A 26,298-nucleotide genomic window follows, 5' to 3' on the forward strand; every position below is an offset into this window, starting at 1 on the left:
CTTGTCCTGATCCACCAGGCGGTTGGCCACGGCCACGGCCTGCTTCGGTTCACAGGCGTCATCGCCTTTGACCAGGACGATTTTCTCGCCGTTCACGCCACCGGCGGCGTTGATCTTGTCGGCCGCTGCCTGCGCACCTTTCATGTACTGCTCGCCAAACGCTGCGTTTGCCCCGGTCATGGGGCCCGCTACACCGATCTTGACGTCGGCCTGAACATACGAAGAAACACCCAGTGCCGTAGCTACGGCCAGAGCCAGGAAACCTTTCTTGTAAAACGTCTGCGACATGAGGTGGTGCTCCTAGAGTTTTTTTTGGTTGGCACTACAACTTCTCAGCCCTGTGCTCTGAGCAAGGGCCGTGCCATAGGTTTTGTCTTCCGGGAAAACACACTGTGCAGGGTGCCAGCAGGCGACCGGCGGCCTTTTCTTTATTGAGCGTGCAACCGTCTGCCGTGCGGCGGGCGCCACCACACGTACAGACAAGGAGCAACCGCCTGGTGCCATCATTGCAACCTCGGCAAGTGTTTACGTGCAACCGCCCTGTAACAGCGGACGTCACCGAAGTGCACACCGCTGGTGCGCGACTGCTACAGGCGGCACCGTTTGAAGGCTAGCCGGTGCACGGAAAAACACCTCTGTTTTGGCTGTTCTGGCTTCTTCGCGGGCCGGAACAGGCACAACAAGGCGCAAAAGGCTGGCACAATGTCGGCCATTCGCCGCTTCCGGAGCCCCCTTGATGAGCGAAAGCGCATTCGCCGAGCGCATCGTGCACAACCTGCTCGACACCGACTTCTACAAACTCACCATGATGCAGGGTGTGCTGCACAACTACCCGGACGCCGACGTCGAATGGGAATTCCGCTGCCGCAACGGCGAGGACTTGCGCCCTTACCTCGGCGAGATCCGCAACCAGCTGGAACGGCTCAACGACCTTACCCTGGACGATGGCCAACTGCCTTTCCTGGAACGCATCAGCTTCCTCAAGCCCGACTTCCTGCGCTTTCTGCGCCTGTTTCGCTTCAACTTGCGCTATGTGCGCGTCGGCATCGAGAACGACCAGCTGTTCCTGCGCCTGAAAGGCCCATGGCTGCATGTAATCCTGTTCGAAGTGCCGCTGCTGGCCATCATCAGCGAAGTGCGCAACCGCCAGCTGCACCCGCACATGCGCCTGGCCGAGGCGCGCGACCAGCTGTACCGCAAGTTCGACTGGCTGCGCGCGCATGCCAGCGACGAAGAACTGGCCGAACTGCAGGTAGCCGACTTCGGTACCCGTAGACGCTTCTCCAGCCGCGTGCAGGAAGAAGTGGTTCGCGTGTTGCGCGATGATTTTCCGGCCCGCTTCGTCGGCACCAGCAATGTCGACCTGGCATGGAAACTGGATATCAAGCCGCTAGGCACCATGGCCCATGAATGGATCATGGCCCACCAGCAGCTCGGCCCACGGCTGATCGACAGCCAGATTGCCGCGCTGGACTGCTGGGTGCGCGAGTACCGCGGCCTGCTCGGCATCGCACTGACCGACTGCATCACCATGGATGCCTTCCTCGGCGACTTCGATCTGTACTTCGCCAAGCTGTTCGACGGCCTGCGCCACGACTCGGGCGAGCCGGTGGCCTGGGCAGAAAAGGCCATCGCCCATTACCAGAAACTGGGTATCGACCCGATGACCAAGACCCTGGTGTTTTCCGATGGCCTCAACCTGACCCGCTCGCTGGAGATCTTCCGTGCCCTGCGCGGTCGCATCAACGTCAGTTTTGGCATCGGCACCAACCTGACCTGCGACATCCCGGGTGTGGCGCCAATGAGCATCGTGCTTAAAATGACCGACTGCAACGGCGCGCCGGTGGCCAAGATCTCGGACGAAGCCGCCAAGACCCAGTGCCGCGACGAGAACTTCGTCGCCTACATGCGCCACGTATTCAAAGTCCCCAGCAAGGAGTAACCCATGCAAGCGGTTCAGCAAGAGATTGCCCAGGCGCTGAAGGTACAGCCGCCGTTCGCCGACGCTGCAGCGCTTGAGGCCGAAGTTGCCCGGCGCGTGGCGTTCATCAAGGGCTGCCTGGCCAACGCCCGGCTCAAGACCCTGGTGCTGGGCATCAGCGGTGGCGTCGACTCGCTGACTGCCGCCCTGCTCGCCCAGCGCGCCATCAACGAGTTGCGCGCCGAGACCGGCGACAAGGCCTACACCTTCATAGCCGTGCGCCTGCCGTACCAGGTGCAGCATGACGAGCATGACGCCCAGGCCTGCCTGGACGTGATCAAGGCCGATGAAGTGCACACCGTGGACATTGCCCCGGCGGTACGGGCTTTGGCGGCTGAAGTGGTGGAGTTGAAGAACGGCTCGCCGACGTTGGTGGACTTCGTGGTCGGCAACGTCAAGGCGCGTACGCGCATGGTCGCCCAATACACCATCGCTGGCGCCCGCGCAGGCCTGGTGATCGGTACCGACCACGCTGCCGAGGCGGTGATGGGCTTCTTCACCAAGTTTGGTGATGGTGCCTGCGACCTGGCGCCGCTGAGCGGGCTGGTGAAGAACCAGGTGCGAGCGATTGCACGCAGCTTCGGCGCACCGGAGTCACTGGTGGAGAAAGTGCCGACGGCGGACCTGGAAGACCTGGAGCCGGGCAAGCCGGACGAAGCGTCGCATGGCGTGACCTACCAGCAGATCGATGCCTTCCTGCATGGGCAGCCGGTTGACCAGGCAGCGTTCGACATCATCGTCGCCACCTACCGCAAGACCCAGCACAAGCGCGAACTGCCGTTCGCCCCATGAAAGCTTCGCGGGCACGCCCGCACCCACAGATACACCACGCAAGCTGAACCTTGTGGTGTACCTGTGAGAGCGGGCGTGCCCGCGAATAGGCCCGAAAGCCCTGCAGCGCTATCGTTACTTGACGATGACCTTGCCTTTCATCATCGAGATGTGGCCCGGGAAGGTGCAGAAGAAGCTGTAGTCACCACCGGCTTCCAGCTTGGAAGTGTCGAACTTCACTTCGGTTTCTTTTTCTGGCGCACCGATCATTGCGGTGTGGGCGATGATGTTGGCGTTATCTTCCTTAAGGTAACCCTTTTCAATGCCCTGGCTCATGCCTTCGGTAGCAATGCCCTGCATGTCGGCAGTCTTGCTGATCACCAGGTTGTGGCCCATGACGTTCTTCGGCAGGTTGCCGGAGTGGGTCAGTTTGACGGTGAATTCCTTGCAGCTCTTGTCGACGGTGAATTCCTTGGTGGTATAGGACATTTGGTCCGTCGATTCGACAGTTACCGAGCACTCGGCGGCGAAGACAGAGGCGCTGGCGAGGGTCAGCAGGGATACCGCTACAGCTTTCGCAAACATCATGAATCTCCTTGGCAGGGTTTTATCAATTGCGAGACTGCCTGAACCCGTTCAGCCCCTTGCTGATATGGGTCAAGGGGGTGTCAAGTGGCCAGCCAGTAGAATTGTTCAATGGATTGTATACAACCAATCTAAGGGCACATCATGCCCTTTTATTGGACGATGGGACAACCTCTCATTTAGGAGCAATACCAAATGCCCATCTCCAACTTCCTGAATAGCCTGCTCGCTGCCTACGCCCATGGAGCCACCGGCGCCATCTGCGAATTCTCCCGGCCGGAGTGAAAGCGGCCTTGGAAGCGACGGACATGCACCGTACCCTGTGCACCTGAGTGACAGGAGATGAGCAATGCCCGTACGTTCCGTTTGTGTGTTCTGCGGCGCCAGCATCGGCGCCAACCCCGCCTACCGTGAAGCGGCCGTCGCGCTTGGCCAGGCCATTGCGCGTCGTGGGCTGACGCTGGTGTATGGCGGCGGCGCCGTTGGCCTGATGGGTGTGGTGGCTGACGCTGCCATGGCAGCAGGTGGCGAAGTGGTGGGAATCATCCCGCAGAGCCTGCTGGACGCTGAAGTCGGCCACAAGGGCCTGACTCGCCTGGAAGTGGTTGATGGCATGCACGCGCGCAAGGCCCGCATGGCCGAGCTGAGCGATGCCTTCATTGCCTTGCCGGGCGGGCTCGGTACGCTGGAGGAGTTGTTCGAAGTGTGGACCTGGGGGCAGTTGGGCTATCACGCCAAGCCGCTGGGGCTGCTCGATGTGAATGGCTTCTACGACAAGCTGGGCGGCTTCCTCGACCATATCGTCGAAGAAGGCTTTGTGCGCCCGCAGCACCGGGCGATGTTGCTGCTGGCGCAGCAGCCAGATGAGCTGCTAAATGGCATGGACAGCTTCGTCGCGCCGGTGGCGCCGAAGTGGGTCGACAAGAAGCCTGATTGACCTTGAGATGTTGGGACCGCTTTGCGGTCCCAACATGGATCGATCAGCGCGGGATAACAGGCTGACGTGGCTTCTTGTTGCCCTTGCCACCCTTGGCCGCTTCCTTGCGCTCCTTGGCCGCCTTCTCGTTTCGGGCGAACGCTTCGGCCTTGGCCTTCTCACGCTTGTCCCAAGGCTTGCTGCCATCGCTGGCACGCGGCGGCAGACCGGTGTGCTGGGTCAGGATCTTCTGGTCCTTGCCCACCTTGTGGCTACCCGCCGGCGTCGAGTTCTTGCGGCGCGCGCTCTGGTAGGTATCGCTCTGCGGCTGGTGCAGCGGGATCAGTTGGTGCTTGCCCGGCCCGATCAGGTCGGCGCGGCCCATGCGCTCCAGCGCTTCACGCAGCATTGGCCAGCCTTTCGGGTCGTGGTAGCGCAAGAACGCCTTGTGCAGGCGGCGTTGCTCGTCGCTCTTGACGATCTCCACCCCTTCGCTCTTGTAGGTCACCTTGCGCAGCGGGTTCTTGCCCGAGTGGTACATGGCCGTGGCCGACGCCATCGGTGACGGGTAGAACGCCTGCACCTGGTCGGCGCGGAAGCCGTTGCCCTTCAGCCACAGGGCCAGGTTCATCATGTCTTCGTCGGTGGTGCCTGGGTGGGCGGCGATGAAGTACGGGATCAGGTACTGCTCCTTGCCCGCTTCCTTCGAGAACTTCTCGAACATGCGCTTGAAGCGGTCGTAGGTGCCGATACCCGGCTTCATCATCTTGTCCAACGGGCCACGCTCGGTGTGCTCCGGGGCAATCTTCAGGTAACCACCAACGTGGTGGGTCACCAGCTCCTTGACGTACTCCGGTGATTCCACCGCCAGGTCGTAGCGCAGGCCGGAGGCGATCAGGATCTTCTTCACACCCGGCAAGGCACGGGCCTTGCGGTACAGCTCGATCAGCGAGCTGTGGTCGGTGTTGAGGTTTTCGCAGATGCCCGGGAACACGCACGACGGCTTGCGGCAGTGCTTCTCGATGTCGTGGCTCTTGCAGGCGATGCGGTACATGTTGGCAGTCGGGCCGCCAAGGTCGGAGACCACGCCGGTGAAGCCCGGCACCTTGTCGCGCATCTCTTCGATCTCGTTCAGGATCGATTCGTGCGAGCGGTTCTGGATGATGCGGCCTTCGTGCTCGGTGATCGAGCAGAAGGTGCAGCCACCAAAGCAGCCACGCATGATGTTCACCGAGAAACGGATCATTTCGTAGGCCGGGATGCGCTCCTTGCCATAGGCCGGGTGCGGCACACGGGCGTAAGGCATGCCGAACACGTAGTCCATTTCTTCGGTGCTCATGGGGATGGGTGGCGGGTTGAACCACACATCCACTTCGCCATGCTTCTGCACCAGTGCGCGGGCGTTGCCTGGGTTGGTCTCCAGGTGCAGCACGCGGTTGGCGTGGGCGTAGAGTACCGGGTCGTTACGCACCTTTTCGAACGACGGCAGGCGGATCACCGACTTTTCCCGGGTCACGCTCGGGCTGTCGAGAATCTGCACCACCTTGGCTTCGTTCGGGTCTTCCTGGTCGCCCTTGGCCTGCTCGATGGCGCAGGCCTGGGTGTCCTGGGTGTTCACGTACGGGTTGATGATCTTGTCGACGCGGCCCGGGCGGTCGATACGGGTGGAGTCGATTTCGTACCAGCCTTGTGGTGTATCACGGCGCACGAAGGCGGTGCCACGCACGTCGGTGATGGTCTCGATCTTCTCGCCGTTGGACAGGCGCTGGGCCACTTCGACCACCGCGCGCTCGGCGTTGCCGAACAGCAGGATATCGGCGCTGGCGTCGATCAGGATCGAATGGCGAACCTTGTCCTGCCAGTAGTCGTAGTGGGCAATGCGGCGCAGCGAAGCCTCGATGCCGCCGAGCACGATCGGCACATGCTTGTAGGCTTCCTTGCAGCGCTGGCTGTACACCAGGCTGGCGCGGTCCGGACGGCTGCCGGCCAGGCCACCTGGGGTGTAGGCGTCGTCGGAACGGATCTTCTTGTCTGCGGTGTAACGGTTGATCATCGAGTCCATGTTGCCGGCGGCCACGCCGAAGAACAGGTTCGGCTCGCCGAGCTTCATGAAGTCGTCTTTCGACTGCCAGTTCGGCTGGGCGATGATGCCCACGCGGAAGCCCTGGGCCTCCAGCAGACGGCCGATGATGGCCATGCCGAACGATGGGTGGTCGACGTAGGCATCACCGGTCACGATGATGATGTCGCAGGAATCCCAGCCGAGCAGATCCATCTCCTCCCTGCTCATCGGCAGGAAAGGTGCTGGCCCGAAGCATTCGGCCCAGTACTTGGGATAGTCGTAGAGTGGTTTGGCTGCTTGCATGTCAGTGACCGGTTCTGGTGTGCAGGGAAATCGCGGGCGCGGAATATAGCACAAATTTTGACCAAATCCGACTGGATTCGTGGGGATTGGTGAGCTGGGACGACAGTTGGGGGCGCGGGGTGTCGGCGATCACCGGCGCAGGCGGTGCCATCCTCCGCGCTGGATTCTTCGCGACTGAAGCCGCTCCCAGAGGTGCCCCTGCTAACTCAGTGAATTACGCGCTGCTACACGAAAACAGGCTTTATTCATCATCGAAGTTGTACATACCCGGCGCCAAGTTATTGAAGCGGGTGTACTAACAGATAACCGGCTCTGATGTAATAGGAACTAGCAGGTGCGGGATATAGCACAAATTTTGACCTAATCCGACTGCAATGGCCGGCTGATCTCCCTCGAATGATCTGGCAATGTTGCCAGTCTCATCAACTTCCTGGCCCACCTAGCATTTAGGAAACACCCAACCCAGGAAGCAAGTGATGAAAATATTCTACGCGTCTCATCGCCCAACCCTATTGCTGGATGGCCGTGGATTCACCCGTATCTTCAATGCAGGGCCAGGCACCCTTACCACGCACCAGGAAAATCACAGCCGCTTGATCGGCAGTGAAATGTCCAATTCACCCTCTTGCACACTTGACCAAAACGGCCTCACCCAGCTGACCTTCAGTGCATACGGCGCTAGGGTCGACCACGGACAAATACCTGCCTTCAAAGGCGAGCTTGAGGATCTGGTCACCGGCCATTACCTGCTGGGAAATGGCTACCGCGCTTACAACCCTCATCTCATGCGTTTCAACAGTCCAGACAGCGACAGCCCATTCGCAAAAGGAGGGTTGAATACCTACTCATTTGCTCTTTGCGACCCGATCAACCGCCGTGATCCGACGGGGCACGCTTTCGAGTTCATTCGTAAGCTATTCGTCAACAAGACCTATCGCGGACCTATCGTGGCGGAGTTCGACGGAATTGTTGTTTTTACTGGGCGAGAACGACCGGACGGAAAATTACCCACCCTGTATATCAGCGCCCATGGCGCTCCAGGCGTGATAGGTGCTGACGGCACCAATATTTACGATGCAACACGCACTTTCAAGGCACTGACAAGCCGCAATATCCAGCTGCACAACAGGCAAATTCATGTACTTGCATGTGACACAGCTTTCCCCCACCCGCTTACCGGCAGCTCATATATCAGCGACCTAAGCGCCCTTACAAAGTTTCAAGTTTCTGGCTACGCGACCACAGTTGCAGTCGTGGAGCGCCGTCAAGGCAACGAATACATTGCAGAGAAACAAAGGGTGCTGCCGCACCATGGAATGACATCGACAAAGACCCGAGCAGGTAAAGGTAGAAAGCAGCAAGACGCCACTGACGACATTCAGGCTGAGATATCCAAGCGGATCAGGACTGCCTGAACACTGAGTCGCTCTAACGAGGCGAGCCTCTACCGACTCTTCTCATTCGTCGTCGTCGAAGTTGTACATGCCCGGTGCGAGGTTCTCGAAGCGGGTGTACTTGCCGATAAACGCCAGGCGCACAAAGCCAATAGGGCCGTTACGCTGTTTACCGATGATGATTTCCGCCACACCCTTGTGCTCGGTCTCGGGGTGGTACACCTCGTCGCGGTACACGAACATGATCACGTCGGCGTCCTGCTCGATTGCACCGGATTCACGCAAGTCGGAGTTCACCGGGCGTTTGTTCGGGCGCTGTTCCAGGGAGCGGTTCAGCTGCGACAGGGCGATGACCGGGCAGTTGAATTCCTTGGCCAGGGCCTTGAGCGAGCGGGAAATTTCGGAAATCTCGTTGGTGCGGTTATCACCGGAAGAGCCCGGGATCTGCATCAGCTGCAGGTAGTCGACCATGATCATGCCGATTTCACCGTGCTCACGCGCCAAGCGCCGCGTACGCGCACGCATTTCAGACGGGCTGATGCCGGCGGTATCGTCGATGAACAGCTTGCGGTCGTTAAGCAGGTTGACTGCCGAGGTCAGGCGTGGCCAGTCGTCGTCGTCCAGCTGGCCGGAACGGACCTTGGTCTGATCGATACGGCCAAGGGACGAAAGCATACGCATGATCAGCGATTCACCTGGCATTTCGAGGGAGAACACCAGCACCGCCTTTTCGCTGCGTAGCACGGCGTTCTCAACCAGGTTCATGGCAAAGGTGGTTTTACCCATCGACGGACGGCCGGCGACGATGATCAAGTCGGCAGCCTGCAGGCCGCTGGTTTTTTCGTCCAGGTCGGTGTACCCGGTAGAGATACCGGTGATATCACTGTCGGAGTTGAACAGCGTATCGATACGGTCGATGGCCATGGTCAACAGCTCGTTGACGCCTACCGGGCCACCGGTTTTTGGCCGAGCCTCGGCGATCTGGAAGATTTGCCGCTCGGCATCGTCGAGAATCTCTGCAGCGTTGCGCCCCTGGGGGTTGAACGCGTTGTCGGCGATGTCGGTACTGATACTGATCAACTGGCGCAGCGTAGCCCGTTCGCGAATGATCGCGGCGTAGGCCTTGATGTTGGCCACCGACGGGGTGTTCTTGGCCAGCTCGGCCAGGTACGCCAGGCCGCCTACCTGCGAGGACAGGCCTTCCTTGTCCAACTGCTCGTGCAGGGTCACCACGTCGAATGGCTGGTTGGCATCGACCAACTTGTGCACGGCGCGGAAGATCAGCCGGTGGTCATGCCGGTAGAAGTCACCATCCGACACCTGGTCCAGCACCCGCTCCCAGGCATCGTTGTCCAGCATCAGGCCACCGAGCACGGCCTGTTCGGCCTCGATGGAATGCGGCGGTACCTTCAGGGCTGCGGTTTGCAGGTCTAGCTGTTCGGAGGTGGTGATCTCGTTCATGGCCACGAAAGAATTCTGGAGGATGAAAAAGACAAAGGGCACGGCCTGTAAAAAACAGGACCGTGCCCGATGTTAACCGCCTGACTCGCAAGGAGCCAGCCAGTTAGCGCAGCTTAGGCAGCTACGACGACCACACGTACGGTGGCTTCAACGTCGCTGTGCAGGTGCACGGCTACGTCGTATTCGCCAACCTGACGGATGGTGCCGTTCGGCAGACGAACTTCAGCTTTGGCCACTTCTACGCCGGAGGCGGTCAGGGCGTCAGCGATGTCGTGGGTGCCGATCGAACCGAACAGCTTGCCTTCGTCGCCAGCGGTGGCAGTGATGGTCACTTCCAGCTCGGCCAGTTGGGCAGCACGGCTTTCAGCCGACGATTTCTTGTCAGCAGCTGCTTTTTCCAGCTCGGCGCGACGTTCTTCGAACGCAGCCAGGTTGGCGGCGTTGGCAACGGTGGCCTTGCCGAATGGCAGCAGGAAGTTACGGCCGTAACCAGCCTTAACTTTTACTTTGTCGCCCAGGTTGCCCAGGTTAGCGACTTTTTCCAGCAGGATCAGTTCCATTTGGTAAAACCTCTTAACTTTTAACCTTCACCGTTCGCGGAGTCATTCCCCTTGGGGGACTTGCGACCGCGAAAATCAATCAGGCTGTCGACAATGGCCAAAACCATCAGCAAGGGGTAAATCAGCTGCATGATCAGCGGCAGCGTCACGTACATGCCCACCAGCCAGAAACCAGCCAGTCGGCCCTGTGCCACCAGCCCATGCATCAAAGCGATGCCGGCCAGCACCAGAACCAGGCTTGAGGCCGATGCCAGGATGATGAACTGCGGCCCGATGAACGGGGCCACCACCATCACTGCCACCAAGACCGCCATGGTCTGTTTCGGCAACTTCAGCGCGCGAAACTCGCGACCGAAGCCTCCAGGGTTGTACAACGCTGCCTGCCAGTAGCGCGCCAGCACCAAGGCCAGCACACTGAACAACTGCACCGTCACTGCTGTGGAAGCGACCAGCACAGGGCGGATCAGCTCACCGGAGAGCACCGGCTGCCCCTCGATTTTCGGCATGGCTTCGGCAAACGCCTTGGCCAGCACATCGAAGGTTTGCGCCAGCGCCAGATCGAGCACGAGGCTGAAAGCCACGGCGAACACGGCACTGACCAGCAACACACGGCTCCAGGGATGCTCGGCACGCAACAGGGCGGCCAAGGCCACAGCACCCGCAATCACCAAAAAGGTGATGGGATCGCCCATGACCCATACGGCCAGCCCGGCCAGCAGGCCGCCGGCGATGACCGTTGTAGCATCCTTGAACCCACGCCGCAGCAGCACAAGGCTGCAGGCAGCGGCACTCAACCAGAACAGCAGCGGCAGTACCGCGCTGATGACCACCACCAGGGTGGCCTGCACACGACCGCGCATGATGAAACTTGCTAACGCTCGCATGCTAATCCCTTACTGCTTGTCGACGACCCGGTCTCAGCGGCCGTGGCTGTCGGTGTAGGGCAGCAGGGCCAGGAAGCGGGCGCGCTTGATAGCGGTAGCCAGCTGACGCTGATAACGAGCTTTGGTACCGGTGATACGGCTTGGAACGATCTTGCCGGTTTCGGATACGTAAGCTTTCAGGGTGTTGAGATCTTTGAAGTCGATCTCTTTCACGTCTTCAGCAGTGAAGCGGCAGAATTTACGACGACGGAAGAAACGTGCCATTTAATAGGCTCCTCTAAAGGTCCGTGGATTACTCGTCAGCGTTATCGCTGGAGTCGCTGTCATTGCTGTCGTCGCCTTCGGCGGAGTCAGCATGCTCAGGACGCTCACGACGCTCACGGCGCTCGCTGCGGTTTTCTTCAGCCTTCAGCATCTCGGACTGGCCGGTAACGGCTTCGTCGCGACGGATGACCAGGTTACGGATAACGGCATCGTTGTAGCGGAAGTTGTCTTCCAGCTCGGCCAGGGCCTTGCCGGTGCACTCAACGTTCAGCATCACGTAGTGAGCCTTGTGAACATTGTTGATTGCGTAGGCCAGTTGACGACGGCCCCAGTCTTCCAGGCGGTGGATCTTGCCACCGTCTTCTTCGATCAGCTTGGTGTAACGCTCAACCATGCCGCCGACTTGCTCGCTCTGGTCCGGGTGAACCAGGAAGATGATTTCGTAATGACGCATGAATGCTCCTTACGGGTTAGTAGTCTGCCAGCGAATCTGGTCAGACAAGGAGTGAATGACACTGTATGTCTTGCACGGAGGGGAGGCACATAAGCGCCTGCCAGCTCGGCAAGGGGCGCAATTGTAGAGAAGGCGGGGCGCACAAGCAAGGCAATTGGTGAATATTTGAACAGCCTGAAACATATTCAGAATGCGCCCGCCCCCACAAGCAATCCGCATTGCCAAAGGCAACAGTGAACCAGTGGGAGCGGGCGCGCTCGCGAAGACGGTGGAACTGGCTGAAGATCAGCGCTTGGCTTGACGCTGACGCACCGCTTCGAACAGGCAAACCCCGGTCGCAACCGACACGTTCAGGCTGCTGACGCTGCCAGCCATCGGCAATTTCACCAGAAAATCGCAATGCTCGCGGGTGAGACGGCGCATGCCCTTGCCTTCTGCGCCCATGATCATCACCAGGGGGCCGGTCAGGTCCTGCTGGTAGATCTCCTGCTCGGCCTCGCCAGCGGTACCCACTACCCACAAGCCACGCTGCTGCAGCTTTTCCAGGGTACGCGCCAGGTTGGTCACGGCCACCAGCGGGATCACTTCCGCCGCACCGCATGCCACCTTGCGCACAACCGGCGTCAGCGTTGCAGACTTGTCCTTGGGCACGATCACTGCCGTGGCACCCGCCGCATCGGCCGTGCGCAGGCAAGCGCCAAGGTTGTGCGGATCGGTGACACCGTCCAGCACCAGGATCAGCGGCGGCGTTTCAGTGCGCTCGAGCAACTCCTCGAGCATCAACTCGCCCCATACCTGGCTCGGGCTCACCTCGGCGACCACGCCCTGATGCACGCCCTCTACCCAGGCATCCAACTCACGGCGCTCGGCCTGGCCGACCGGCACGCGGTTCTCCGCGGCCAGCGCCAGCAAGGTTTCGAGGCGTGGCTCGCTGCGCCCTTCCGACAGCCAGATCTGCTTGACCCGCTTTGGATGGTGCTGCAGCAATGCCTGCACGGCGTGCACGCCGTAGATCTTTTCCAGCTGACTCATGACTTGCTCTTGCTCTTGCGTGGCGCGCCGGACTTCGGCGGGCCTTTACGGTGCTTGGTCGGTTTGCCGGACGGTTTGCCACCTTTTTCCGCCTTGCTGCCAGCGCTGCTGCGCGCGTCGGTCATCAGGGCTTTTTTCATCTCACGGCTTTTACGCACTTCAGCATTGCGCTGCACGGCATCCTTGGGGAAATACGCTTCGGACGCTTCGCTTTTGCGGCTGCGCGGCTTGGGCGTGGCTTTCGCTTCGGCAACCGGCGGCTGCTCGGCCTTTTCGGTAGCCTGTGCGGCGCCGCGCTGCTTGCGGCCGATCGGTGCGGCGAGGGTCTTGTCCGACACTTCGAAGTCGATCTTGCGCTCGTCCAGATCGACGCGCATGACCTTGACTTCGATGGTGTCGCCCAGGCGGAAGCTGCGCCCTGTGCGCTCGCCGGACAGGCGGTGATGCACCGGGTCGAAGTGGTAATAGTCGCCCGGCAGCGCACTGACGTGCACCAGGCCTTCCACATAGATATCGGTCAGCTCGACGAACAGGCCAAAGCCGGTCACCGCAGTGATCACACCCGGGAACGTCTCGCCCACACGGTCCTTCATGAACTCGCACTTGAGCCAGTTGACCACGTCACGGGTGGCCTCGTCGGCCCGGCGCTCGGTCATCGAGCACTGTTCGCCGAGTTGCTCCAGGGTGTTTTCGTCGTACGGGTAGATACGCGCCTTGGGGATGCTCATGGCACCGGCACGCTTGACGTGCGGGGTATCTACCTTGGAACGGATGATGCTGCGGATGGCGCGGTGCACCAGCAGGTCCGGGTAACGGCGGATCGGCGAGGTAAAGTGGGTGTACGCCTCGTAGTTCAAGCCAAAGTGGCCGTTGTTCTCGGTGCTGTACACCGCCTGGCTCAGCGAGCGCAGCATGACGGTCTGAATCAGGTGGAAGTCCGGGCGCCCGGCGATGCTCGCCAGCAGAGCCTGGTAGTCCTTCGGCGACGGGTCCTTGCCCTTGTGCAGGCTCAGGCCCAGCTCACCCAGGAAGGCGCGCAGCTTTTCCAGGCGCTCCGGCGGCGGGCCGTCGTGCACGCGGTACAGGGCTGGCACGCCATGCTTCTGCAGGAACTCGGCGGTGGCCACGTTGGCCGCCAGCATGCATTCCTCGATCAGCTTGTGGGCATCATTGCGTACGGTCGGGCGAATTTCCGCGATCTTGCGCTGGTCACCGAAGATGATGCGGGTTTCCTGGGTTTCGAAGTCGATGGCACCACGCGTATGACGCGCATCCACCAGCACCTTGTACAGGTTGTACAGGTTCTTCAGGTCCGGCACGACTTCCTTGTACTCTTCGCGCAGCGCTTTGCCCTCACGGGTACGGGCGTGCTCGAGCATGCTGCTGACCTTGTTGTAGGTCAGGCGGGCGTGAGAGTGGATCACGCCTTCGTAGAACTGATAGTCGACCATCTGGCCGGCTTTGTTCATGGTCATTTCACAAACCATGGCCAACCGGTCGACATGCGGGTTCAGCGAGCACAGGCCGTTGGACAGCTCTTCGGGGAGCATCGGCACCACACGCTCGGGGAAGTACACCGAGTTGCCGCGCTGCTGGGCTTCGACATCCAGGGCCGAGCCCAGGCGCACGTAGCTGGAAACGTCGGCAATGGCCACGTACAGACGCCAGCCACCGGAGAACAGGCGCAGCTTGCCCAGGGGCTCGCAATAAACGGCATCGTCGAAGTCGCGGGCGTCTTCACCGTCAATGGTGACGAACGGCAGATGGCGCAGGTCGACGCGCTTCTCTTTATCCTTCTCCTCGACTTCGGAGCGGAACTTGCGTGCTTCCTTGACCACATCAGCAGGCCAGACGTGCGGGATGTCGTAGCTGCGCAGGGCTACGTCGATTTCCATGCCTGGGGCCATGTAGTTGCCGATGACCTCGACCACATCGCCTTGCGGCTGGAAGCGCGGGGTTGGCCAGTGGGTGATCTTGATTTCGACGAACTGACCGATCTTGGCACCGCCGTTACGCCCGGCGGTCACCAGCACTTCCTGCTGGATCTTCGGGTTGTCCGGCGTCACGTAGCCAATGCCGCCTTCTTCGAAATAGCGACCGACCACGCTCTCATGGGCGCGGGAAATGACCTCGACGATCACCCCTTCACGGCGCCCACGGCGGTCTGTGCCGGAAACCCGCGCCAACGCGCGGTCGCCATCGAAGGCCAGACGCATCTGCGACGGGCCAAGGAACAGGTCATCACTGCCATCATCGGGGATGAGGAAACCAAAACCGTCGCGGTGGCCGGAGATACGGCCGCAGATCAGGTCCAGCTTGTCCACCGGGGCATAAGTGCCGCGCCGGGTATAGATAAGCTGGCCATCGCGCTCCATGGCACGCAGGCGGCGGCGCAGGGCTTCGATCTGGTCTTCCTCATACAGACCAAACTCTTTCGCCAGCTCCTCGCGGGCAGCGGGTTCGCCACGGTCGGCGAGGCGCTGCAGGATCAGCTCACGGCTGGGAATGGGGTTGTCGTATTTTTCCGCTTCGCGAGCGGCCTCGGGATCGAGGGATTGCCAATCGGCCATCAGAAGGGGTTCACCTTGGGGTATATAGATAGGAATTCTGGCATAGGCGTATTGAAACCGGAAATGTCTGCCTTGGACAGCCCCCGCTGCAGTGCATAGACAGCCGTAATAGGCCTGTGGAATCAACAAGTTGAATTTTTTGAATTTTTTTTTGATTGGGGGCTTTACAGCCTTGGGGAGCGTCCGTATAGTGCGCACCACAACGACGGACAACCCCGAAGTTGTAGTAGAGATGAACGGCGCTGTAAAGCATCTTGTAATCTCGAATGTGTGCCCAGGTGGCGGAATTGGTAGACGCGCTGGTTTCAGGTATCAGTGACCGCAAGGTCGTGGAAGTTCGAGTCTTCTCCTGGGCACCAAATATTTTCAAGTAACAGATGACCAAGGATCTGTTACTACTGTGTGAAAGCGAACGATAGTCGCCTTCTGCAGATGATGTAAAGCTTTGCCCAGGTGGCGGAATTGGTAGACGCGCTGGTTTCAGGTATCAGTGACCGCAAGGTCGTGGAAGTTCGAGTCTTCTCCTGGGCACCATACAAAAACCCACTAGCTTGCTAGTGGGTTTTTTCTTGCCTGCGTTTTGTGCATCCCTCCCCTTTCGGCCATTGGTGCAAACCCATTTCGACGGTTACACCATCGTCTGACCATGAATTTCTCGTCACCCGGCCACTTGAGAAACGATTTCGTTTACCATTGTTTCCAAATATGTAGCCGTAAGCGAGGAAGTACCCGCATGACGATCCGCCCGCAACCGCTGATGCGCACCTTGGCCGCCGCCGTGCTGAGCCTGGTCATCGGCGCTCCGGCCGCCATGGCAGACGCACCGGTCAGCCTGACCATGTACAACGGTCAGCACAAGGAAATCGGCGAAGCCATCGCCAAGGCCTACGAGGCCAAGACCGGTATTCATATCGACATCCGCAAGGGCAGCAGCAACCAGCTGGCCAGCCAGATCATCGAGGAAGGCGACCGTTCGCCGGCCGACATCATCTACACCGAAGAGTCCCCACCCCTGAACAACCTGGGCGAACTGGGCCTGCTGGCCAAGATCGACGACGCCACCGCGAACATGATGCCCAAGGAGTACGTTGGCGCCAACGGTACCTGGATGGGTATCACGGCCCGTACGCGCATCGTGGTGTACAACCCGAAGAAGGTCGACGAAAAAGACCTGCCAACCACGGTGATGGACTTCGCCAACCCTGAGTGGGAAGGCCGCGTCGGCTACGTGCCCACCAGTGGTGCGTTCCAGGAGCAGGCCGTGGCCATTCTGAAGATGCATGGCCGCGAAGCCACCGAAGAATGGCTGACCGGCCTGAAAGCTTTCGGCAAGACCTACACCAACAACATGGTCGCCCTCAAAGCCGTGGAAAAAGGCGAAGTGGCGGCGGTCCTGGTGAACAATTACTACTGGTACGCGCTTGAACGCGAGCGCGGCAAGCTGGACACCAAGCTCTACTACCTGGCCGACGGCGATGCCGGCAACCTGGTCACCATCTCTGGCGCGGCCGTGGTCAAGGCCAGCAAGCACCCGAAAGAAGCCCAGGCTCTGCTCAACTGGATGGCCAGCGAAGAGGGCCAACGCGTGATTACCCAGACTACCGCCGAGTACCCGCTGCACAAGGGCATGGTTTCGGACCGTGGCCTGAAGCCGTTCAACGAGCTGCGCCCGCCGAACATCTCGCCAGCCGACCTGGGTAATGCCGAAGAAGCCATCGAGCTCGAGCGCGAGGTCGGTCTGCTCTGATGACTGCCGCTCTGTCCGAACCGGCGCCGGTACGCTTCGTTCCGCGCCGCAAGCGCCCGTCCATCTGGGTGGTGCTGCCTGTGCTGTTCCTGGTGGCGATGAGCTTGCTGCCACTGGCTTACGTCGCCATCAAAGCCTGGGAAGCAGGCTGGCGCGAAGCCTTGCACCTGCTGTGGCGGCCCTTTGTCTGGGGGCTGATGCGCAACACCCTGATGCTGATGGTCGGGGTGACACTGACCTGCATGGTGGTCGGCCTGGCGCTGGCCTGGTTGCTGGAGCGCAGCAACCTGGCCGGCCGTCGGCTGTGGGGCGTGGTGTTGTGCCTGCCGTTCGCCGTGCCATCGTTCGTCAGCAGCTTCACTTGGGTGTCGCTGAGCTCGGACTTCGAAGGCCTTGGTGGGGCGATCATGGTCATGGCCCTGTCCAAGTATCCGCTGGTGTTCCTGCCCGTTGCCGCGACCCTGCGCAACCTCGACACCTCGCTTGAGGAATCGGCGCGCACCCTGGGCTGCAGCCGCTGGGGCGTGTTCAGCAAGGTCACCCTGCCACTGCTTTGGCCGTCGATGCTCGGCGGTGCGCTACTGATTGCCCTGCATATGCTGGTGGAGTTTGGCGCGCTGTCGATCCTAGGCCTGCAGACGTTCACCACGGCCATCTACCAGCAGTTCGAACTGGAGTTCAGCAATGCCAACGCGGCCATGCTGTCTGCTGTGCTGCTGGCGATGTGCCTGGTGATGCTGTGGTTGGAACTGCGCGTACGCGGCAAAGCCCGCCATGTGCGCATCGGCCAAGGCGTAGCGCGGCGCGCGCAACCCGTGCGGCTGCGGGGTTGGGCGGTGCTGGCGCAGCTGTTCTGCATTGGCTTGGCAGTGCTGGGCAGCGGTATTCCGCTGGCCATGCTCGTCTACTGGCTTAGCGTCGGTTCATCGGCAGCGTTCCCGGTGGCAGCCATTTCCAAGGCGCTGTTCACTTCGCTGTCGGTGTCACTTGGCGGTGCAGGTTTCTGTGTGTTGCTGGCCCTGCCGATCAGCTTCCTGGTGGTACGTTACAAAGGTCGCCTGGCGATCTGGGCCGAGCGCCTGCCGTACCTGTTGCACGCCCTCCCCGGCCTAGTGATTGCCCTGACCTTGGTGTTCTTCGCCCTGCACTACGTGCCGGCGCTGTACCAGACCACGGCATTGCTGCTGCTGGCTTATGCGCTGCTCTTCTTGCCATTGGCCCAGTCGCCAGTGCGCACCGCGCTGAACAAGGCCTCGCCGACGCTGGAGGAAGCCGCGCGCACGCTGGGTGCCAACAGCTTCGCGGCGTTCTGCCGGGTGACCTTGCCAATCATCTTCCCAGCCATGGCGGCAGCGTTTGCGCTGGTGTTCCTGGATGCCATGAAAGAGCTGACCGCTACCCTGCTACTGAGCCCGACCGGGATGACCACCCTGGCGACCGAGGTATGGGCACACACCGCCAACGTCGAATTCGCCGCAGCGGCGCCTTATGCGGCATTGCTGATTGTGGTGTCGGGGCTGCCGGTTTATCTGCTGACCACGCGGATGTACCTGAACAAGGCATGAGTCGTGTAGCCCTCATCACCTGCAAGGCAGCGATGAGGGCACCCCAGCCATCACGCGATATTGCGCAGCATGCGCCGCACGATTGGCCCGTGAGCCATGCCGACAGGCAGCATGTAGTAGCGACCGAAACGATTGAAGCACTGCACCGAGGTGGTGACGCTAAGGCGCTGCCGACCTTGCTCTGCTTCATCCAGGTCCATGCTCACCATGACCGCCAAGTGCGTGTCACGTGAAGTCAGGACCAGTTGCTGGTCGCTGATCGCCTCAACGGTGAAGAAATCCAGAAGCCCACCCACTACCGGAGCCCGCTCGGGGTTAAGTGACGAGAAGCCGTGGATAGCAGCGACGTTGAACCGGCGCGAGATGAAGTCGCGCAGGCGGAAGGCTGCAGCCAACCAGCCCGGCACGTCCGAGGTCATGGCGTAATAGGCCTTGATGGCAGTCATTGGCGCAGTGACGTTTATGCCATCGCTATGAAGAAAATCCAGCTCCGCCGGAGCGGCGACCAATTGGGCGGACATGAACAACTCCTTTTGTCACGTGTCGCCGCCATCATAGCAATGCCGCCCACGGAGTAACGGCCCTGTGTGCCGCTCCCACAACGCTCACCTTATGCCCTGAATTGTCCCAGGCTTGCCCGCAATTGCGCCGCCAAGTCATCCAGCACCTTGCTGCTGGCCGTGGTCTGCATCACCACCTCAGCCGAGCGCTCAGCCTGGGCATGGATGGTTTCCACCCGGCCACGCACCGCCTGCGCGCCATTCGCCTGCTGCTCAGCAGCGCGGGTAGCAAGGCCAATGGCCGCATGCACCTGCTCGACCGCCGCCTGCACCGACTGTTGCCGGCGTTCGTTGTCACGCAGCACCAGCAACCCTTCGCTGGCCTTGAGCCCGGCCTGGCTGATAGTCGCCACTGCTTCCTTGGCGCCCTTCTGCAACGCGGCAATATGCGCCTGGATATCCCCGGTGGAGCTTTGCGTCTTGCTCGCCAGCGCCCGCACTTCGTCGGCTACCACGGCAAAACCGCGCCCGGTTTCACCAGCTCGGGCCGCCTCGATGGCAGCATTCAAGGCCAACAGATTGGTCTGCTCGGCGATGCCATGGATCACTGTCAGCACCACTTCGATCTGCTCACTCTGCTTGGCCAGCCGCTCGATCACCTGGGAGCCGGTATTCACTTGCCCGGCCAGGTTCTCGATCAAGCCGGCGAGCTGTGTCGAGGTGCGACTGTTCTCGTCAGTGGCCTGGCGGATATCCACCACCTGCTGCAAGGCCGCCTGCATCGCATGGCTTTCGGCCTGAGCCTCATCGGCCATGCTCGACAGGTCACGCAGGCTGGCCGCCACTTCATCGCGCTGCAGCGCAGCAGCGGCATCGGCACCCGCATTGCGCTGGGCCATTGCACCAATTTCCACGCCGGTGCGCTGCGCCACTTCACCCGCCTCGCGCACGATCGGTTGCAGCTTGTCGACAAAGCGGTTCACCGCCGAGGCCATGTCGCCAATTTCATCGCGGCTGTCGAGCGGCACGCGCTTGGTCAGGTCACCTTCACCGGCCGCCAGATCGTCCAAGGCGCCAATTAACAAACGCAGCTTGCTCAACACTCGACGACCCAGCACTAAAGCCACCACCAACAGTACGCCCAGGCCAACCAGCACCAGGCCCAGACCGATGCGCCAGCGCAGCTCGGCGGCGGCTTCGCGCACGGTCTGCGCGGTATTGGCCTGCATTGCGGCCGCGCTGCCTTGGGCTTTCTCCAGGCGTTCGCGCAGGGTCTTGCCACTGTCGGCAGCAGCGCCGACCAGGCTGTCACCAACCAGCTGTTCACCACTGGCGATCAGTGCCGCAAAGCGTTGATCCAGGGCTTTGAGCTCCTGATCGATACCGGCCGTGGAAACCCCCATCACCACCTTGCCGATTTCTGCGCCATTGGGGTTAATCGAGGCTTCGACAAAGTACACCGCCTGGTCGCGCCGGGCGGCATCGATCACCTTGTCCAGCGCACGCTCGCCTTGGCCCTTTTCCATCAGCGCCTGATTGATCGGGTTTTGCCGGTTGAGGTAGCGGGTCAGGTGCTGGCCCTGGGCGTCGTCGTACACCACGAACAGCACGTTAGGGTTGCGCTGGGCGCGCCGGGCGAAGTCGGAGAGTACCGGCACATCGTTGTCCCAGATCGCCCTAGGCGCAACCGAAGCCAGTAGCTCGGCCATGTCGTTGGCGGAGTCCTTGAGGTTCTTTTCCAGGGTGTTGCGCAGTTGCTGCTGTTCGCTTTGCAGGCGTTCCGACAACCCTGCACTCAGGCGCTGACGGGTGCTGCTGGACAGGCCGTCGAGCCCCGTGCGCACATCTTGCCCAGCTTGCTCCAGGTCGCTGGCGAGCTGGCGGCTGTCATTGCCCAGGCGCTCGCCAAGGTCGGCCTCCAGAGCAGTGACTGTGCTTCGGGTAAGCGCAACGGCCACCAGCACCTGCACCAAAAGAGCGATACCAAGGGCAACAAACACAGGCCGCAAGAGGCGGCTTCGTAACAGTGAGAGGATGGCAGACACGGTGTAACCCTCGTGTTTTCTGGCGCCACTATTTTGATGGCATCTACAGAAACTTCTTACAGCAAGGGTTGTGCCGGAGGCAGCAGGGATAAACGCCAAGGTTCAGCAAGGCGGTTACCTGCCCCACAAATGAAAACGCCGCAGCCCCTTTCAGGGCCACGGCGTCAGATCAGCCTGGAGGGCAGATCAGGCGAACGGGTGACGCAGCACGATGGTCTCGTTGCGGTCCGGGCCGGTCGAAATGATGTCGATCGGTGCGCCGACCAGCTCTTCAATGCGCTTGATGTAGTTACGCGCAGCTTGCGGCAGCTCTTCCAGGGTTTTCACGCCCAGGGTCGACTCGCTCCAGCCTGGCATCTCTTCGTACACCGGCTCCAGGCCAATGTAGCTGTCGGCGTCGGAAGGCGCGTCGATGACCGCACCGTTCTCGTTCTTGTAGCCCACGCAGATGTTGATGGTTTCCAGGCCGTCCAGTACGTCCAGCTTGGTCAGGCAGATGCCCGAGATGCTGTTGACGTCGATGGCGCGACGCAGGATCACGGCATCGAACCAGCCGCAACGACGGGCACGGCCAGTGGTGGAACCGAACTCGTGGCCACGCTTGGCCAGGGTAGCGCCGGTCTCGTCGAACAGCTCGGTCGGGAACGGACCGGAACCTACGCGAGTGGTGTAGGCCTTGGTGATACCCAGGATGTAGTCCAGGTACATAGGACCAACGCCGGAACCGGTGGAGATACCGCCAGCAGTGGTGTTGGAGCTGGTGACATACGGGTAGGTACCGTGGTCGATGTCCAGCAGCGAGCCCTGGGCGCCTTCGAACATGATGTCCTTGCCGGCGCGACGCAGGTTGTGCAGCTCGGCGGTGACATCGAGCATCATCGGCTTGAGCTGTTCGGCGTAGGCCATGCACTCATCCAGGGTTTGCTGGAAGTCGATGGCCGGCTCTTTGTAGTAGTTCACCAGCTGGAAGTTGTGGTAGTCCAGCAGTTCACCCAGCTTGGCAGCGAAACGCTCGCGGTGGAACAGGTCACCCACGCGCAGGCCGCGGCGCGCGACCTTGTCTTCGTAGGCTGGGCCGATGCCACGGCCGGTGGTGCCGATCTTGGCTTCGCCACGGGCTTTTTCACGGGCCTGGTCCAGGGCCACGTGGTACGACAGGATCAGCGGCGCAGCCGGGGAGATGCGCAGGCGCTCGCGCACCGGTACGCCCTTCTCTTCCAGCTTGGTGATTTCACGCATCAGTGCGTCCGGGGCAACGACCACGCCGTTGCCGATCAGGCACTGTACGCCTTCACGCAGGATGCCGGACGGAATCAGGTGCAGAACGGTCTTCTCACCGTTGATCACCAGGGTGTGGCCCGCGTTGTGGCCACCTTGGTAGCGCACTACGGCGGCAGCATGTTCGGTCAGCAGATCGACGATCTTGCCTTTGCCCTCATCACCCCACTGGGTGCCCAGGACGACGACATTCTTACCCATTACATTGGTCCTCATTCACGCAAACTTGGTTGCCGGCCTGTTGCCGACGCAGAAACTCACTGGGCCAGCGGCAGAACCTGCCAGCGCCCGTCTTGCTGAATCAATTGCCGATCACAATCCGCCTCGAGAGCAGCACTCAACGGCTGGCCAGGCAAAGCCTGGACCACACGCTGGCCCTCGTTGCGCAACTGGCAGACTTGCTGCCAGAGGGCCGCGTCGCCACTGTCCGGCATCCAGATGCCGCCCGTAGGCAATACGACCTCCGCTCGCCCCAGTGTGACCAGGGTCTTCAAATCCGTGGAGAAACCGGTGGCCGGGCGTGCCCGGCCAAAGTCGGCGCCGATGTCGTCGTAGCGCCCGCCCTGGGCGATCGATTGACCCTCGCCCGGCACGAACACGGCGAACACCACGCCAGTGTGATAGTTGTAACCGCGCAGTTCGCCGAGGTCGAAGTACAGCGGCAGGTCGGGGTAGCGCGACGCCAGGCGATCAGCGATCGCCAGCAGGTCGTCCAGCGCCGCCAGCACGCTGGCCGGGGCACGGCCCAGGCGCACGCGGGCGTCGGCCAGCACTTCACGGCCACCGCACAGCTCGACCAGTGCGCGCAGCATGTTGCCCAGATCCTTCGGCAGGTCAGCGGTCAGCGCCTGCACTTCATCGACGGCCTTGCGCTGCAGGGCGTCGAACAGCTGCTGCTCGACCGCGCCGGACAGGCCGGCAGCACGGGCCAGGCCGCGGTAGATACCGACGTGGCCCAGGTCCATGTGCACGTCCGGCACATCGGTCAGTTGCAGCGTGGCAAGCATCAGGCTGATGACTTCGACGTCGCTGGTCGGGCTGGCATCGCCATACAGTTCAGCGCCCAACTGGATCGGGCTGCGCGAGGTGGACAGTGCACGCGGCTGAGCGTGCAGCACGCTGCCGGCATAGCACAGGCGGCTCGGGCCTTCACGGCGCAGGGTATGGGCGTCGATACGCGCCACCTGCGGAGTGAAGTCGGCGCGGAAGCCCATCAGGCGGCCGGACTGCGGGTCCACTACCTTGAAGGTGCGCTGATCCAGGTCCTGGCCGGCGCCGGTGAGCAGCGACTCCAGGTACTCGATATGCGGGGTGACGACCAGTTCGTAGCCCCAACTCTGGAACAGGTCCAACACCTGGCGACGCGCGATCTCGATGCGCGCAGCCTCAGGTGGCAGTACTTCCTCGATGCCATCTGGCAGCAGCCAGCGGTCTACCGTTGCCATTACGCCATTTCCCCTCTGGTCCGGGCGGCTTGCCAGCAGGCGAGCCGTCAGTAAAGCCGGTATCGCGCACAGCAGCGGGCAGCACTGATCCCAGCGCAGCCACCGTACCCGACACCCTCGAATTGCCTTGCGACCTGACCAAACCGTCAACTGGCGCGGTGCCAATCAACCTTGCAGACGCAAAAAAGCCGGGAAATTTCCCGGCTGCCTCATCATACACCCCTTTTCATTCAGGATGCACCCCGCCTGGTGTTTTAGCTGCCAGGCGGGGCGCCGCTGCATGAAAATCAGGGCCTGAGCATCACGGCTTGCTCTTGTCCAGGTAACGGAAGAACTCGTTCTTCGGGTCCAGGACCAGCACGTCGCTCTTGCTCGAGAAGCTTTCGCGGTATGCCTGCAGGCTACGGTGGAACGCATAGAAATCAGCGTCCTGGCTGTAGGCCTTGGCATAGATGGCGGCCGCCTGGGCGTCACCATCACCGCGGGTTTCTTCTGCTTCGCGATAGGCCTCGGCCAGCAGCACACGGCGCTGACGGTCGGCATCGGCACGGATACCTTCAGCCAGCTCGTTACCTTTGGCACGGTGCTCGCGGGCTTCACGCTCACGCTCGGTGCTCATGCGATCGAACACGCTGCGGTTGACTTCCTTCGGCAGGTCGATGGCCTTGACGCGCACGTCGACCACCTCGATACCCAGCTCCTTGTTGGCCATGCGGTTCAGCGATGCAGTGATGTCAGCCATCAGTGCGTCACGTTCACCGGAAACCACCTCGTGCAAGGTACGTTTACCGAACTGGTCACGCAGGCCGCTTTCCAGACGACGCGACAGACGCTCGTCGGCGATCTGCTTCATACCGGACGTGGCAGTGTAGAAGCGCTCGGCATCCTTGACGCGCCACTTGGCGTAGGCGTCGACCATCACGGCTTTCTTCTCCAGGGTCAGGAACCGCTGGGTCGGGGCGTCGAGGGTCATGAGGCGGGCGTCGAACTTGCGCACCTGGTTCACGTACGGAATCTTCACGTGCAGGCCAGGCTGAACGTCCGCCTGGACCACCTTACCAAAGCGCAGCAGTACCGCACGTTCGGTCTGGGACACGATGTAGAAGCTGTTCCAGGCCACGATGGCCAGGACCACGGCGGCGATCAGGGCGATCAGCGATCTATTGCTCATCAGCGGCTCTCCCTAGTACGCAGCGGCTGCTGTTGCTGTTGCATGTCCTGCGCCGCACGGGCGGCCGCATCGTTGACCGATGGCGACACAGTGCTGCTTGGCGTGGACGGGTTGCGGCTGCCTTCGACCATCTTGTCCAGTGGCAGGTAGAGCAGGTTGTTCTGCCCGTCCTTGGTCGCCACCATGACCTTGCTCGAATTGCTGTAGACCTCTTGCATGGTCTCCAGGTACAGACGCTGACGGGTCACGTCAGGTGCCTTGTGGTACTCGGCAACCAGCTTGGTGAAACGGTCGGCCTCACCCTTGGCGCGGGCGATGACTTCGTCGCGGTAACCGTTGGCGTCCTCGATGATGCGCTGGGCCTGACCACGGGCTTCCGGCACCACGCCATTGGCGTAGGATTCGGCCTGGTTGCGGGCACGCTGCTCGTCTTCGCGGGCACGGATCACGTCATCGAAGGCTTCCTGCACTTCACGCGGGGCTGCCGCGCTCTGTACGTTGACCTGGGTAACGGTGATACCGGTACGGTAGTTGTCGAGGAAGCGCTGCAGACGTTCGCGGATATCCACGGCCATCTGTTCACGGCCTTCGGTCAGCACCTGGTCCATCGAGGTGGAACCCACCACGTGGCGCAAGGCACTGTCGGTCGCGTGCTGCAGGCTCACCTCAGGCTGGTCGACGTTGAGCACGAAGTCCTGAAGGTTGCTGATCTTGTACTGGACGGTCAGCGGCACCTCGACGATGTTCTCGTCTTCGGTCAGCATCTGGCCCTGCTTGGTATAGGCACGCTCGCGCGTGACGTTTTCCATGTACTTGCGATCGATCGGCGGGAAGTAGATGTTCAGGCCGGGACCGACCGTCTCGTAGTACTTGCCGAAGCGCAGCACCACGGCCTGCTCCTGCTCGTCGACCACGTACACGGCGCTGTACAGCCAGATGGCCGCCAGTACCGCCAGGCCAATGCCCAGCAGGCCCAGGCCACCGCCCTTGCCGACATTGCGGTCACCGCCGCCACGTTTTTTGCTACCGCCGAACATGCCGTTGAGGCTGTCCTGCAGTTTGCGGAAGGCCTCGTCCAGATCCGGCGGACCTTTTTTGTCACCACCACCGCCACCGCCACCACGGCGGCCGCCCCAGGGATCCTGATTGTTCGAGTTGCCACCCGGCTCGTTCCAAGCCATAGCGCTCTCCATCTGATAAAGCAAAGACGCGCCCACGGCGCGCCGTCCAATGCTACAGAATGCCTGTCACTGCTGCCCGGCGACCTCGACGAGCATTTATTGCAAAGTGTGTTGCTCGACAAACACTTG

At 61.3% G+C, this 26,298-nt stretch carries 22 protein-coding genes, 2 tRNA genes and 1 pseudogene; 8 read left to right on the top strand and 17 right to left on the bottom strand.

What is annotated here, in order from left to right:
• Positions 1 to 288 (bottom strand): ABC transporter substrate-binding protein (locus APH42_RS23235; RefSeq protein ID WP_156352870.1); only part of this gene is annotated, 288 nt, incomplete at its 3' end.
• Positions 289 to 736: 448 nt separating this feature from the next.
• Here APH42_RS23235 and pncB point away from each other — a divergent pair.
• Together pncB and nadE are read left to right on the top strand one after the other, a co-directional pair.
• The gene (gene pncB / locus APH42_RS23240) at positions 737 to 1,942 is read left to right on the top strand and encodes a nicotinate phosphoribosyltransferase (protein WP_012274438.1); all 1,206 of its coding nucleotides are present in this window, start codon (positions 737 to 739) and stop codon (positions 1,940 to 1,942) included.
• A gap of 3 nt (positions 1,943 to 1,945) precedes the next feature.
• A complete protein-coding gene (gene nadE, locus APH42_RS23245) occupies positions 1,946 to 2,773 on the top strand; it encodes an ammonia-dependent NAD(+) synthetase (RefSeq protein ID WP_060494309.1) in 828 nt (275 codons plus the stop codon).
• A gap of 114 nt (positions 2,774 to 2,887) precedes the next feature.
• On the opposite strand, the gene azu is transcribed toward nadE, so the two are convergent.
• Positions 2,888 to 3,337, bottom strand: coding sequence for an azurin (azu, locus tag APH42_RS23250; RefSeq protein ID WP_008099951.1), 450 nt, complete (start codon positions 3,335 to 3,337; stop codon positions 2,888 to 2,890).
• Positions 3,338 to 3,686: 349 nt separating this feature from the next.
• Between azu and APH42_RS23255 the strand changes: the two genes are divergently transcribed.
• Positions 3,687 to 4,274 (top strand): TIGR00730 family Rossman fold protein, encoded by a 588-nt coding sequence (locus tag APH42_RS23255; protein WP_060494310.1) that lies wholly within the window; start codon positions 3,687 to 3,689, stop codon positions 4,272 to 4,274.
• A gap of 43 nt (positions 4,275 to 4,317) precedes the next feature.
• On the opposite strand, the gene APH42_RS23260 is transcribed toward APH42_RS23255, so the two are convergent.
• Positions 4,318 to 6,618 (bottom strand): YgiQ family radical SAM protein, encoded by a 2,301-nt coding sequence (locus APH42_RS23260; protein WP_041166605.1) that lies wholly within the window; start codon positions 6,616 to 6,618, stop codon positions 4,318 to 4,320.
• 476 nt (positions 6,619 to 7,094) lie between these two features.
• Here APH42_RS23260 and APH42_RS23265 point away from each other — a divergent pair, with 476 nt between their 5' ends.
• Positions 7,095 to 8,033, top strand: coding sequence for an RHS repeat-associated core domain-containing protein (locus tag APH42_RS23265; RefSeq protein ID WP_060494311.1), 939 nt, complete (start codon positions 7,095 to 7,097; stop codon positions 8,031 to 8,033).
• A gap of 42 nt (positions 8,034 to 8,075) precedes the next feature.
• Here APH42_RS23265 and dnaB read toward each other — a convergent pair whose 3' ends face one another.
• The 7 genes from dnaB to rnr form a co-directional block, all read right to left on the bottom strand.
• Positions 8,076 to 9,473 (bottom strand): replicative DNA helicase, encoded by a 1,398-nt coding sequence (gene dnaB / locus APH42_RS23270; protein ID WP_012274444.1) that lies wholly within the window; start codon positions 9,471 to 9,473, stop codon positions 8,076 to 8,078.
• 113 nt (positions 9,474 to 9,586) lie between these two features.
• Positions 9,587 to 10,033: a 50S ribosomal protein L9 gene (rplI, locus tag APH42_RS23275; protein ID WP_012274445.1), complete on the bottom strand. Its 447-nt coding sequence runs from the start codon at positions 10,031 to 10,033 to the stop codon at positions 9,587 to 9,589.
• A 20-nt stretch (positions 10,034 to 10,053) separates the two neighbouring features.
• A complete protein-coding gene (locus APH42_RS23280) occupies positions 10,054 to 10,917 on the bottom strand; it encodes a hypothetical protein (RefSeq protein WP_012274446.1) in 864 nt (287 codons plus the stop codon).
• A 33-nt stretch (positions 10,918 to 10,950) separates the two neighbouring features.
• Positions 10,951 to 11,181 (bottom strand): 30S ribosomal protein S18, encoded by a 231-nt coding sequence (rpsR, locus tag APH42_RS23285; protein ID WP_003249563.1) that lies wholly within the window; start codon positions 11,179 to 11,181, stop codon positions 10,951 to 10,953.
• Positions 11,182 to 11,209: 28 nt separating this feature from the next.
• The gene (rpsF, locus tag APH42_RS23290) at positions 11,210 to 11,635 is read right to left on the bottom strand and encodes a 30S ribosomal protein S6 (RefSeq protein ID WP_003249557.1); all 426 of its coding nucleotides are present in this window, start codon (positions 11,633 to 11,635) and stop codon (positions 11,210 to 11,212) included.
• Positions 11,636 to 11,920: 285 nt separating this feature from the next.
• Positions 11,921 to 12,667, bottom strand: coding sequence for a 23S rRNA (guanosine(2251)-2'-O)-methyltransferase RlmB (gene rlmB / locus APH42_RS23295; protein ID WP_060494312.1), 747 nt, complete (start codon positions 12,665 to 12,667; stop codon positions 11,921 to 11,923).
• Positions 12,664 to 15,237, bottom strand: a complete 2,574-nt coding sequence (gene rnr, locus APH42_RS23300) for a ribonuclease R (protein WP_060494313.1) — start codon at positions 15,235 to 15,237, stop codon at positions 12,664 to 12,666. The genes rlmB and rnr overlap by 4 nt, the downstream gene beginning before the upstream one ends.
• Positions 15,238 to 15,509: 272 nt before the next feature.
• On the opposite strand from rnr, the gene APH42_RS23305 reads away from it, so the two are divergent.
• The 4 genes from APH42_RS23305 (at position 15,510) to APH42_RS23320 (ending at position 18,549) form a co-directional block, all read left to right on the top strand.
• Positions 15,510 to 15,596, top strand: a tRNA-Leu gene (locus tag APH42_RS23305).
• An 88-nt stretch (positions 15,597 to 15,684) separates the two neighbouring features.
• Positions 15,685 to 15,771: transfer RNA gene (locus tag APH42_RS23310), tRNA-Leu, on the top strand.
• A 199-nt stretch (positions 15,772 to 15,970) separates the two neighbouring features.
• Positions 15,971 to 16,984, top strand: coding sequence for an extracellular solute-binding protein (locus APH42_RS23315; RefSeq protein WP_012274449.1), 1,014 nt, complete (start codon positions 15,971 to 15,973; stop codon positions 16,982 to 16,984).
• Positions 16,984 to 18,549 carry an iron ABC transporter permease gene (locus tag APH42_RS23320; protein WP_060494314.1) on the top strand — a complete coding sequence of 522 codons (1,566 nt, stop codon included), beginning with the start codon at positions 16,984 to 16,986 and terminating at the stop codon, positions 18,547 to 18,549. Before APH42_RS23315 ends, APH42_RS23320 begins: the two co-directional genes overlap by 1 nt.
• A 50-nt stretch (positions 18,550 to 18,599) precedes the next feature.
• On the opposite strand, the gene APH42_RS23325 is transcribed toward APH42_RS23320, so the two are convergent.
• The 7 genes and pseudogenes from APH42_RS23325 to hflK form a co-directional block, all read right to left on the bottom strand.
• Positions 18,600 to 19,070: a DUF2867 domain-containing protein gene (locus APH42_RS23325; RefSeq protein ID WP_012274451.1), complete on the bottom strand. Its 471-nt coding sequence runs from the start codon at positions 19,068 to 19,070 to the stop codon at positions 18,600 to 18,602.
• Positions 19,071 to 19,159: 89 nt separating this feature from the next.
• A complete protein-coding gene (locus tag APH42_RS30910; RefSeq protein WP_370739372.1) occupies positions 19,160 to 20,044 on the bottom strand; it encodes a methyl-accepting chemotaxis protein in 885 nt (294 codons plus the stop codon).
• Positions 20,045 to 20,065: 21 nt separating this feature from the next.
• Positions 20,066 to 20,758: pseudogene (locus APH42_RS30915) on the bottom strand (methyl-accepting chemotaxis protein); the annotation flags it as partial.
• A 522-nt stretch (positions 20,759 to 21,280) separates the two neighbouring features.
• Positions 21,281 to 22,573 (bottom strand): adenylosuccinate synthase, encoded by a 1,293-nt coding sequence (locus tag APH42_RS23335; protein ID WP_028688256.1) that lies wholly within the window; start codon positions 22,571 to 22,573, stop codon positions 21,281 to 21,283.
• Positions 22,574 to 22,629: 56 nt separating this feature from the next.
• A complete protein-coding gene (locus APH42_RS23340) occupies positions 22,630 to 23,817 on the bottom strand; it encodes an ATP phosphoribosyltransferase regulatory subunit (RefSeq protein WP_060494316.1) in 1,188 nt (395 codons plus the stop codon).
• 301 nt (positions 23,818 to 24,118) lie between these two features.
• Complete coding sequence (hflC, locus tag APH42_RS23345; RefSeq protein ID WP_012274454.1) at positions 24,119 to 24,988, bottom strand: protease modulator HflC; 870 nt, start codon at positions 24,986 to 24,988, stop codon at positions 24,119 to 24,121.
• Positions 24,988 to 26,169, bottom strand: coding sequence for an FtsH protease activity modulator HflK (gene hflK, locus APH42_RS23350; RefSeq protein ID WP_012274455.1), 1,182 nt, complete (start codon positions 26,167 to 26,169; stop codon positions 24,988 to 24,990). The genes hflC and hflK overlap by 1 nt, the downstream gene beginning before the upstream one ends.
• Between the last annotated feature and the right edge of the window lie 129 nt (positions 26,170 to 26,298).

It is taken from the genome of Pseudomonas sp. NBRC 111140 (assembly GCF_001320885.1).
Lineage (GTDB): Bacteria > Pseudomonadota > Gammaproteobacteria > Pseudomonadales > Pseudomonadaceae > Aquipseudomonas > Aquipseudomonas putida_P.